This window comes from Desulfatitalea tepidiphila (genome assembly GCF_001293685.1).
Lineage (GTDB): Bacteria > Desulfobacterota > Desulfobacteria > Desulfobacterales > Desulfosarcinaceae > Desulfatitalea > Desulfatitalea tepidiphila.
On record NZ_BCAG01000003.1, the window covers coordinates 759142 to 771063 of the forward strand.

Annotated in this window: 6 protein-coding genes; all 6 read left to right on the forward strand. The window is 62.7% G+C overall.

Annotated elements, in window-relative coordinates; all coding sequences use genetic code 11:
* Nucleotides 1–17: 17 nt before the first annotated feature.
* The 6 genes from DFT_RS07860 (at nucleotide 18) to DFT_RS07885 (ending at nucleotide 11905) form a co-directional block, all read left to right on the forward strand.
* Complete coding sequence (locus DFT_RS07860; protein WP_152971900.1) at nucleotides 18–5108, forward strand: OmpA family protein; 5091 nt, start codon at nucleotides 18–20, stop codon at nucleotides 5106–5108.
* Between the two features lie 27 nt (nucleotides 5109–5135).
* Nucleotides 5136–5651 carry a hypothetical protein gene (locus DFT_RS07865; RefSeq protein WP_054030669.1) on the forward strand — a complete coding sequence of 172 codons (516 nt, stop codon included), beginning with the start codon at nucleotides 5136–5138 and terminating at the stop codon, nucleotides 5649–5651.
* Nucleotides 5652–5654: 3 nt separating this feature from the next.
* Nucleotides 5655–7532 carry a hypothetical protein gene (locus DFT_RS07870; RefSeq protein WP_054030670.1) on the forward strand — a complete coding sequence of 626 codons (1878 nt, stop codon included), beginning with the start codon at nucleotides 5655–5657 and terminating at the stop codon, nucleotides 7530–7532.
* A 68-nt stretch (nucleotides 7533–7600) separates the two neighbouring features.
* Nucleotides 7601–10786 (forward strand): tetratricopeptide repeat protein, encoded by a 3186-nt coding sequence (locus tag DFT_RS07875; protein ID WP_200907041.1) that lies wholly within the window; start codon nucleotides 7601–7603, stop codon nucleotides 10784–10786.
* 41 nt (nucleotides 10787–10827) lie between these two features.
* The gene (locus DFT_RS07880) at nucleotides 10828–11514 is read left to right on the forward strand and encodes a tetratricopeptide repeat protein (protein WP_054030671.1); all 687 of its coding nucleotides are present in this window, start codon (nucleotides 10828–10830) and stop codon (nucleotides 11512–11514) included.
* Between the two features lie 103 nt (nucleotides 11515–11617).
* Nucleotides 11618–11905, forward strand: a complete 288-nt coding sequence (locus DFT_RS07885) for a hypothetical protein (RefSeq protein ID WP_054030672.1) — start codon at nucleotides 11618–11620, stop codon at nucleotides 11903–11905.
* Nucleotides 11906–11922 lie beyond the last annotated feature (17 nt).

Consider the following 11922-nt stretch of genomic DNA (forward strand, 5'->3'; position numbering starts at 1 on the left):
AAGAGATGGAAGAAGGTATGAGATTGATCCGATTGAAGTCGATGCGATGGATGATCAGAAGCGGCGCGGCCCTGCTCTGCTGGTGGGTCGTGGCGGCGACGGCTTCCGGCGCAGAGACGGGGGCCGACAAGGCATACGCCGCCGGCGCCTCGGCCGAGATGCATCTGCCGGCCGACGCGTCCTTCACGCCCTGGGTCCACGATCCGGCCATATTCGAAGAAGCGGCGGGCGATCGCACCGAGGTGCGCGCGGCCGTCGCACAACAAGCCCACACGGTCAAGCTCGATCACCTGGTGCCCCCCATCCATTTCGGCCTGGGCGAGGTCGACATTCCCGATGACTATCTCGACCTGCTGCGCCGCGTGCTCGAGCGCATGCGGGACCGCGCCAACGTCCGGCTACATTTCATCGGTCATGCCGACACGCTGCCGCTCAGCGACGAGCTGCAGGCCCGCTACGGCGATAATATGGGATTGTCCCGCGAGCGCGCCGGTACCGTGGCCGAGTATTGCCAGCGGGCTCTGGGATTGCCGCCCGAAGCCATCTCGTACGAAGGTTTGGGTGACATCCAGCCGGTGGCCGACAACGGAACCGAAGCGGGGCGTCGGCTCAACCGGCGGGTGGAGGTGCAGGTGTGGTACGACGAACTGAGCGAAACAGTGGTCGAAGAAGAGGTGGTGGTCCCGCGCGAGGTGCATCGTATAAAAGTGTGCCGAACCGAGACGGTCTGCAAGCTGCGCTACAAGGAGGGACACGCCCATCGCGCGCGCGTCCAGAATCTCATTGCGCCGCTCCATTACGACCAGGGCATGTCCGAGGTGCCGGCGCTTTTCCTGGGCCAGGTTGACCAGGCCATTCGCAACCTGGGCGGTAAATCCGGGCTCGTCGTCAAGTTCATCGCATACACGGACAATGCACCCCTGGCAGAACGGGACCAGCGCATCTACGGCGATCATACGGGCCTTTCCAAGGCCGTGGCACGGCGCATCGCCCAGGCCGTGCAGGAGCAGATGGGGATGCCCGATGGGGCCGTGGAGAGCGAGGGGCGGGGTGCGTCCCGTCCTATGGCGGCCAACGATACGCCCCGGGGCCGGGCCTTGAACCGGCGCGTGGAGGTGGAGGTCTGGTACGACGATCCGCTGCAGGACCTGCCGGACGAACCCCAACTCTGTCCGGACGCCGCCGGCGTGGAGACGGTCACCCGCGTGCACCAGGCCCTTTCCGGCGACTTCGCCCCGATCCTCTTTGAAAACGGTGAGCCGGTGGTTACCGCCGAAGCGGTCGAACAAATGCGCCGCGCCATGGACGAAGTCGGCGACAAGGCCCATGTGCGCCTCCGCTTTGTCGGCTACACAGGCAATCAGCGTTTGGAGCGGCGCACGGCCATGGTGTACGGCGACGACATCGGACTTTCCATGGCGCGGGCCCGCCGGACCATGGAGGCGGTCTGTGCGCAGATGAAACTCGCCCCGGAGCAGGCCGAATTCGACGGGCGGGGATTTGTGCACGCCGACGACGTGGTCAACGCGGGATTCACCGCTTCCGAGACCTCCCGCGTGCAGATCCAGGTGGTGTATGACGAACCGTTGGTCCTCGACGAATATGAAGGGGTGGAAGTGACGCCGATCACCCGCGAAGTGACGCCGGCCGACCCGTTCGCCCTGAATCTCATGCGGATCACGGTGGACGGCAGGCCGTTGGACGATCCCGGAAAATGCACGGCCGATGTGCAGCGCTGCACCGACGTGGCCCTGGACAATGCCCGTATCCAGTTCAAACACGACAGCCTGAAGCGGGAGCCGCGCTTGAATGTCACCGCCTGGCCGCGCACGATCTGCTATCAGGACCGGATCGAAACCGATGGGGCCGACGACCTGGTGCGGTTCAGGCTCTATGCCAACTACCGCAGCTTTATCGAGCGGGCCGAGGTGCGCATTTTCAACGACGCCCAGTCGACCCGCGATCTGCCCCTGGCCGTCATTGCCATGAATGGCGACGGCATGGCCCAGTGGCAGGCCGGGTTCGAGGACTTTGCCGGGCCGTTGCGCAAATTGCAGTACCTGGTGCGGGTGTATGACCGCCAGGGCCGTTTCGACGAAACCGCTCCCCAGCCGCTGTGGGTGGCCGACCGCCTCGATCCGGCCGCGGCCCGGGAAGATGCCGACCGGGAGCTGCTCGCCGGATACGGGGAAAGCCGCATCGCCGTGCAGAACATCGTGCTCAGCGGCGGCACGGTGCAGGCGCACGGCACGGCCATACCGGAAGGTTACGGGGTATGGATGGCCGGTTACCCGGTGCCCGTCGACGCCCAGGGCCGATTCGTGGCCGAAGAGATCCTCCCCGACGGTTTTCACACCGTCGAGGTGGCCGTTCTCGACCGGCAGGGCAACGGCGAGCTGTTCCTGCGCGATCTGGCCTTGAAGACCAGCGACTGGTTCACTGTGGGCATCGCCGATCTGACCGTCTCCGGCAACAAGACCAACGGGCCGGCCGACCTGCTGGCGCCCGACAAGCCGCAGTACAGCGAAGACATGAGTCTTCAGGGCCGTCTGGCGTTTTACACCAACGGCCGGTTCGACAATGGGTGGTCCCTGACGGCCAGCGCCGATACCCGCGAAGGCCCGGTCGACGAAATTTTCTCCAACTTCATGGACAAGTCGCCCGATGCCCTGTTCCGGCGCATGGATCCGGACTATCACTACCCGACCTTCGGCGACGACAGCACCGTGGTGGAAGATGCGCCGACCTCGGGCAAGTTCTATGTGAAGGCGCAAAAGGACGACACCTACGGCCTGTGGGGCAACTTCAAGGTCGGCTATGCCGACAACGACCTGGCCCACGTGGACCGGGGGCTGTACGGCGCCAACCTGCACCTCCAGCCCCGGAATGCCACCTCGTTCGGCGAGCCGCGGCTGCTGGTGGACGGGTTTGCCGCGGACCCGGGAACGGTCGCCGGGCGCGATGAGTTCCGGGGCACCGGCGGTTCGCTCTTCTTCCTGCGGCGCCAGGATATCCTGGAAGGCTCCGAGCGCGTGCGCATCGAGGTGCGCGACAAGGATTCGGGCATCGTTTTAGGAAGCAAAACCCTCACCGCGGTGCTCGATTACGACATCGATTACCTGCAGGGCCGCATCCTGTTGTCCGTTCCCCTGGCCTCGACCGCGGACGACAATCTGCTGGTCAACACCGATGGCATCAGCGGCCATCCGCTCTTCCTGGTGGTGCGCTACGAGTTCACCCCCGGTTTCGACGATCCCGACACCGTCGCCTTCGGCGGCCGGGCACACTACTGGCTCAACGACCACGTGAAGGTCGGCGTGACCGCCAGCCGGGATGAGGCCGCCGACGTCGAGACCGACATCGGCGGCGCGGACCTGACTCTGCGCAAGTCCGCCGCCTCCTGGATCCGCATGGCGGTCGGCCGGACCAAGGGCGCCGGCGTCACCGAATCCACCTCCCTGGACGGCGGATACGAGTTCACGGCGGACGACGCCGGGCAGGAGAGCGGCACGACGGCCTCGGCCTACCGCATCGATGCCAGTCTCGGTTTCGGCGATCTCTTCGAAAAAGGGCGGGGCAAGATCACCCTTTACCTGCAGGATCTCGAAGCCGGCTACGCGGCGCCGGGCCTATCCACCAGCCGCGATGTGACCCAATATGGCGGCACGGCGGATCTGCCGCTCACGGACCGCATGTCGGCCCGTATGAAAATGGACAAGCAGGTGCAACCCGAAGGCCTCGAGACCGAGGCCGGCGAGGTTGACCTCGACTACCGCCTGACCAGCCATTGGACGCTAAGTTCCGGAGTCCGCACGGACAGCCGGGAGGATCGTTCCGCCGTGGTTCCCCAAACCCAGGAGGAGGGCGATCGGACCGACGGGGTGGTGCGGTTGGGCTATGATTCCCACGCGCGCTGGTCAGCATACGGATTCGTACAGGAGACGCTGAGGAACAGCGGCAACCGGGATGAGAACGGGCGCATCGGGGCGGGCGGCACCTGGCGCCTCACCGACCGCTTCAATCTCGTCGGCGAACTTTCCGACGGCGACCTGGGCCCGGCGGCCACCCTGGGAAGCGAGTATCTTTATTCGGATCGAACCACCCTCTACGTCAATTACACCCTTGAAAACGAGCGCAGCGATAACGGCCTGCGGGCCAGGAAGGGGAACCTGGCTTCCGGATTCCGCACCCGCTATTCGGACAGCGCCAGCATCTTCGTAGAGGAACGGTACGCCTACGGCGACGTGCCCACGGGATTGATGCATTCCGCCGGCGTGGACCTGGCGCCCGTGGATCATCTGAATTTTGGCGCCAATGTCGACTATGGAACGCTCAAGGACCCCGTGACCGCCGCCGAGATCGAGCGCACTGCCGCGGGCGTCCGGATCGGCTACGGCATCGAACGCCTGAGCATCGCGAGCGCCCTGGAGTACCGGGTGGACAACAGCGAGCAGCCGGATACCAGCTTCGCCAAGCGCACCACATGGCTGTTTAAAAACAGCTTCAAATACCAGATGTCGCCCAGTTGGAGAGTCCTCGGCAAATTCAATCATTCGATCAGCGAAAGCTCGCTGGGAGACGATTACAGCGGCGATTATACCGAGGCGGTGATCGGCTACGCCTATCGGCCGGTTCACAACGATCGGCTCAATGCCCTGTTCAAATACACCTACTTCTACAATTTGCCGTCGGTCGATCAGACGACCGGCAGCGGTTCCAGCGTGATCCAGCGCAGCCATATCGGGTCCCTGGACGTGATGTACGATCTGACGCCACGGTGGACCCTGGGCGGAAAGTACGCCTATCGCCACGGCGAGGTCGCTCAGGACCGGGAGGACCCGGAATACTTCCAAAGCCGCGCCCACCTCTATGTGCTCCGGGCCGACTGGCATTTCCTCCATCGCTGGGATGCGCTGTTCGAGGTCCGCCGGCTCGATCTGCCCGACGCCGAGGACAGCCGCAGCGGTGCGCTGGTCGGGCTCTACCGACACATCGGTGCGCATGTCAAGGTGGGGGTCGGTTACAACTTCAGCGATTTTTCAGATGACCTGACCCAGATGGATTACCGGCATCAGGGGCTGTTCATCAACTTGATCGGCAAAATTTAGAGCAGGGGGCGCAGACAGGTGGCGGTTATGAAGACATTATGGAAAACATTGGGATTGGGGATGTTGCTGCTGGGGTTGGGCTTTCCGGCCCATGGCCAGGAGATTTCCCGTGAACAGATCAAGGGGCTCGACGAGCAGGTACAGGAGATCAAGACCGACGTCTTGAGCATCGCGGCGGAGTTGAACCGGCTGGAAGAGAAGCTGCTCTACCCCTCCAACACCCAGGTGGCTTTCTTCGTATCGCTGGCCAGGGGCGAAAGCTTCCGTCTCGACGCGGCGGAGATCCGGTTGGGCGGCCAGCAGGTGGCCCACCACATCTACACCTTCAAAGAGCTGGAGGCTTTGCGGAAAGGCGGCGTGCAGCGCATCTACACCGGCAACCTGCGGTCCGGGACGCATGACCTGCAGGTGTCGGTCGTCGGTAAATCGACCGGTGGCGGGGATCTTCAGACAACCGGGAATTTCAAGGTGGTCAAGGACGTGGGCCCCAAATTCGTGGAGATCGTACTCTCCGCCCAGGGCGTCACTTTCAAGGATCGATAGCATATGACGAGGCTGATTCTCATTCTGGTTCTTCTTATGGCGGCGGTTGGTCCGGCCGCAGCCGATCCGTCGGATCCGGCGGAGCTGAAGGATCTCTATTTCGGCGAGGCGCTCTACCATGCATTTCAAGAGTCGTGGTTCGACGCCATCGCCCGGCTCGACGCAGAATTGGCCCAGCACGGCGGCGTCGATGAGCCCGAGCTCGATACGCTCTACCACCACCTGAACGAGGCTCGATTCGATGTGGGCGATTTTGAACTGGCCTACCGCATGCATCGCCGGGCCGGCCGCGCCATTACCGCCGTCATCGAAGGCAATGTGCCTGAAAAAGTGCGCAATGCCGCCATTTACCGCCTGGCCCGGATCTATTTCCAGAAAGACCAGCCGCTCAACGCCCTTTACGCCATCGACCGCATCGGCGGCGATGTGCCCGATGCGATTCGTGAGGATGTGGCCTTCCTGCGCGCCCAGATCCTCATGGCCAACGGCCGTTTCGCCGATGCGGCGAAGGTGCTGCAAGGACTTCAGGACGCCAGGTCGCTCAAGGGCTTCAGCACTTACAACCTGGGCATCGCCCTGTTGCGCGATGGAAACGAGCAGGAAGGGCGCCGGCAGCTCGATCGGGCGGGCCAGGTGGACGGCGCCGGCTCTCTGATCCAGGCCATCAAGGATAAATCGAACCTGGTGCTCGGTTCCAAGCTGATGGCGGAGCAAAACTACGAAAACGCCAAACTGGTGCTCGACCGGGTGCATTTGAGCGGGCCTTTTTCCAACCGCGCGTTGCTGGGTTCGGGCTGGGCGGATGCCTATCGGGACGATTTCCAGCGGGCGCTGGTGCCCTGGAGCATCCTGGTGACGCGAGAGGTCACCGATGCATCGGTTCAGGAGGCCCTGCTGGCCCTGCCATACGCCTACGGCAAGTTGGCCGTCCATGCCAAGGCAGCCATCTTGTATGGCCATGCGCTGGAAAAGTTCGGCACCGAAATCGACAAGCTCGACGCTTCGGTCAAGCGCATTCGCGAGGGCCATTTTCTCGAAGCCCTTGTGCGGGAAGAACTGAAGCAGGATGCCAACTGGGTCGTGCGGCTGCGCGAGCTTCCCCAGTCGCCTGAGACTTATTACCTGCTCGACCTGATGGCCTCCCATGATTTCCAGGAGTCCTTGAAGAACTATCTCGACCTGGAGGGTTTGCGCAAGCGGCTGTCCAGCTGGACCGGGGACCTCGAGGCCTTCGAGGAGATCATCGCACACCGCCGGGCATACTATCAGCCCTTGTTGCCGGATCTGGACCGGGCCTTCCGTCAGCTCGACTCCCGCATGCGCCTCCGGCTGGAGCAGCGCGACCGCATCGAGAAGCGGCTCCAGGCCATGCTGGTGGTGCCCCGCCCGGACTACCTGGCCACATCGGCAGAACGCATCCTGGGCGAGGGCATCGCGCATCTGGCCGGCGCCGCTGATACCCTGAGCGCGGCGGATGTCGCCAGGATCCGGCGTCTGCGCGGCGTTCTGGACTGGAACATGTATACCGATTACGACCGGCGGCTGACCGAGGCTCACACCCATCTGCGCGACCTGAACGACGAGGTGGCGCTGATGCAGCGGCAGTATACGGTTTTTGTGCGCACCCGGCAGGCGGCTTCCCAGAGTTACGAGGGTTACGGCGATACGATCCGCCGCTTGAGGTCCCTGATCCGGACGGCGGGAGAGAAGGTGGACACGCTGATGGCCCGCCAGGGAAACATGCTCGAGGGGATGGCCGTGAGCGAGCTCACCCGGCGCCGCGAGCGTTTGGCCGAGTTTCAGATCAAAGCGCGCTTCGCCTTGGCGGACAGCTACGACAGGGCCACCAGGGCCCAGACCGAGGAGAGGGTGGCTCAATGATCTCGCGTCGACGATGCATCTTGTGGGTTGCCGGCATGCTTACCTGCATGCTGATTGGATGCCAATCCATGGGCGACAGGGATACCATTGCCAAACTGCGTCACGTGCGTATCGACATCAAGGAAGAACGGATCGAAGGCGGTCTGGACAAGGCCATGCAGAGCTATCAGCGCTTCCTGGATGAAACGCCGGATGCGGCCCTGGCGCCCGAGGCGATTCGGCGACTGGCCGATTTGAAGATCGAAAAAGAGTACGGGACCCTGACCGATACGGCGGCTGCGACCGGACGGGCGCCTGCACCCGCGTTGAGCGCCCCTGAAAAAGCGTCCGGCCCGAAGTTGTCTCCCATCGGGGCGCCCGCCAATGGGACCGGCGCAACCCCGGCCCAGGGACCGGGCGAGGCGGAATCCGAGGCCGATTTTGAAAAACGGGCCACCCGGGGTGAGACGCCGATCGGCAACGAGGAGCGCAAGCTCGATCTGCCGGCCGGTGCCGAAGGGGCCGATGACCTGGAGCGGGCCGGGGCCTTGGAGGCTGTGGAGCTATACCAGCGGCTGCTCGATGAATATCCCCTGTACGATCGCAACGACCAGGTGCTGTACCAGATGTCGCGCGCCTACGAAGAGCTCGGCCGCATCCCGGAAGCCATGGCGGTGATGGATCGCCTGGTGCGCGAGTTTCCGCAATCCCATTATGTTGACGAGGTGCAGTTCCGGCGCGCCGAATTCTTCTTCGCCCACCGGCGCTTCCTGGAGGCCGAGGAGGCCTATGCCACCATCGTCGATATCGGCGTGGGATCGTTTTACTACGAACTCGCGCTCTACAAGCTCGGCTGGACCTTTTACAAACAGGAACTCTACGAAGACGCGCTGCACCGCTTCATCGCCTTGTTGGACTACAAAGTCGCCACGGGCACAGACTTCGAGACGGTCGAGGATGAAACCGAACGCAAGCGCCTGGAGGACACCTTCCGCGTGATCAGCCTGGGCTTTTCCAATCTCGGCGGCGCCGAATCGGTGGTGGCGTATTTCGGCGACTACGGTCAGCGGAGCTACGAAGACCGCGTTTACAGCCACCTGGCGGAATTTTACTTCGACAAGCGCCGTTATGCCGACGCCAGCGCCACTTACAATGCCTTCGTGGACCGCAATCCCTTCCACAAATCGGCGCCCAACTTTCACATGCGGGTGATCGAGATTCACACCTCCGGCGGTTTCCCGACCCTGGTGCTCGATGCCAAAAAGGCCTTTGCCCGGAATTACGGGCTCAAGGCCCCCTACTGGGAGCATTTCGATCCGGCCGGCCGACCGGAGGTCCTGGACCACCTGAAAACCAACCTCAAGGACCTGGCGACCCATTATCACGCCTGCTACCAGGATAAGCGCCAGAAGGACGACCAGCCCGAGCATTTCGAGGAGTCCCTGCACTGGTATCGGGAATTTTTGGCCTCTTTCCCTGCCGATGAGGCGTCGCCGATGATCAATTATCGCCTGGCGGATCTTTTGTTTGAAAACCGGTCCTTCGGCGAAGCGGCCGTGGAGTATGAAAAAACGGCTTATGGCTATCCGGCCGACGAGAACTCCTCCGCCGCCGGTTATGCGGCGGTATACGCCTACCGAGAGGCGCTGGCCGCCGCGGTTCCCGAAGCGCAGGACGGGGTCAAGCGCGAAGTGGTTCGCAGCTCGTTGAAGTTCGCGGATACCTTTCCCGCCCACCAGAAGGCAGCCGTGGTGCTGGGTGCGGCAGCCGATGATCTATACGTCATGAAGGCGTACCAGGAAGCATTGGCGGCCGCGAATAAATTGCTCGCGACCTTTCCCCAGAGCGATACCGAAGTCCTGCGCGCCGCGCATCTCGTCGTCGGGCACGCCTCCTATGAACTGTTGAGCTACGGCGATGCCGAAGCCGCATATATGGAGGTTTTGGCCCTGCTGCCGCAGGAAGACAAGAGCCGTCCCGGAGTGATCGACAACCTGGCGGCGTCCATCTACAAGCAGGGCGAGCAGGCCAATGCCGCCCAGGATTACCGGGCGGCGGCCGACCATTTCCTGCGGGTGGGCCGCAGCGCGCCGACTTCCAAATTGCGGGCCAATGCCGAATATGACGGTGCCGCGGCGCTGATTCAACTCAAGGATTGGCCGGCGGCGGCGGCCGTGCTCGTCGGCTTCCGCGACACGTTCCCGGACCATCCCCTGCAACCCGAAGTGACCAAGAAGATCGCCTATGTCTACCGTGAAAACGGCCAGCTTTCCCAGGCGGCCGCCGAATACGAGCGCATCGAAACCGAGGCCACGGATGAGGAGATCCGGCGAGAGGCGCTGCTGGTGGCGGCCGAGCTGTATGCCGAGGATCATCAACCCGCCCAGGCCCTAACCGTCTATCGGCGCTATGTGGCGTTCTTCCCGCAGCCGGTGGAGATCCATCTTGAGACGCGCAACAAAATCGCCGACATTCTCAAGACCCTGAGCGATCGCGACGCCTATATGGCGGAGTTGGCACAGATCGTGGCTATCGAGGCGGACGCCGGTGCGGAACGCACCCCGCGGACGCGTTTCATTGCCGCATCTGCCGCCCTGGTGTTGGCCGAGGCGGATTACGAGCGGTTCACGGCGGTCCAGCTGGTCAAGCCCTTCGAGAAGAATCTGCGCACCAAGCGCGATCGCATGAAATCGGCGACCCGGGCCTTCAATGCACTCATGGCCTATGAAATCGGAGAGACGACCGCCGCGGCGACCTACTATCTGGCTGAAATATATGCTCATTTTTGCAAATCGTTGCTCACTTCGGAACGCCCCGAGGGCCTCGATTCACTGGAACTGGAGGAGTACGAACTGGCCATCGAAGAGCAGGCCTATCCTTTCGAGGAGCAAGCCATCACCGTGCATACCAAGAACCTGGAGCTGATCGCCATCGGCGTTTACAATCGCTGGGTCGACAAGAGTCTGCAAAAACTGGCCGCTCTGGTTCCCGCACGCTATGACAAACCCGAAGATCGCGGCCGGGTGATGAATTCACTGGAAGGTTATGTCTACGAGATCGTGCGTCCGGCTCCGCAAGCTCCGGAAGCGGTTGCCGGACAGCCAAACGAAGCGTCCGGGTCGGAGGCGGCAATAGATCCCGACGGCGGAGCGCAAGCGCCTGTATCATCCCCGGGGCCGATGAATGAACCTGTGGCCGAGGCAGGTGAAACCCCTGTGGCGCCTGAAGCCGGCGAGACAACGGAAAGCGCCGCACGGGAATCCGTGGAGCAGTAGAGCAGACGATGGGAATGACGACGATGAAAGCAAGACAGAGTATGCCATGCAGAAGAGGGACAAGGAACGCCGAACCCATCGGCGCTATCTCGGCCTGGGTGATACTGGCGGCACTCCTGTTGACGGGGTGTGCCATCTCCGGTCGACCGGCCGCCGTATCCGGCCCGCATTCGCCGACCACGGCGCAGGGGCAGGCCATGGAGCGCTTCGCAGCCGGGCGTGAAGGGTTTGTCATACGGGAGGTCCCCCAATTGGATGCAGCGGGTCGCGAAGCATTCGAGCAGGCCGTGCAGCTGTTGAACCGGAAGGAATATACCGGGGCCATCGTGCTGATAGAAAAGGTGATTGCCCAGTCGCCGGGGGTCACGGCCCCATATATCAATCTCGCGCTGGCTTACCAGGCCATCGATCAGGCGGACAAGGCCGAGACGCATCTGAAAGCGGCCCTGGACTTGATTTCCGATCATCCGGTGGCCTGCCAATTATACGGCCTGCTGTGCCGTGAGACGGGGCGTTTCGCCGAAGCACGGGCGCATTATGAAAAGGCGCTCGCGCACTATCCCGATTACTACCCCGTGCATAAGAATCTTGCGATTCTGTGCGACCTCTATCTCAATGATCCGGCCTGCGCGCTGGAACACTACCAACGATACAGCGAGGGAGCGCCGGAAGATGGGCAGGTCAGGCTGTGGATCGCGGATCTTCAAGGGCGGATGGAACAAAAGTGAGTCCGCCATGTTATTTGAACCGGGTGCGTCTATCGGGGGGGTGAGCGGAGATGTCGGGGGCGAGGGTGTCGGAGGCTTCGAGGGATTTGGATGGGGAGGGGTTATGTATCGTTGCTGGATGATCTGTTTGTGCATGGTGTTGATTTCTTTCGGATCGGCGCTGGCGGAGGAGAAGGCGAAACAGACGGACGAAGAGACCAAGGAACTTTCCGGCATGTCCATCGTCGGCAACGACGAAGCGCCCAAATCGCTTTATATCGTGCCCTGGAAAAGCTCTCAGATCGGCATGGAGACCAGCCTGGACTCGATGCTCAACGAGGGCGAGCGACCCGTGGATCGTGATGTCTTCATGCGGCAGCTTGAGTTCTACCGCGTGAGTACCGCGAAATAGTGAAGTTGTTCTGATGA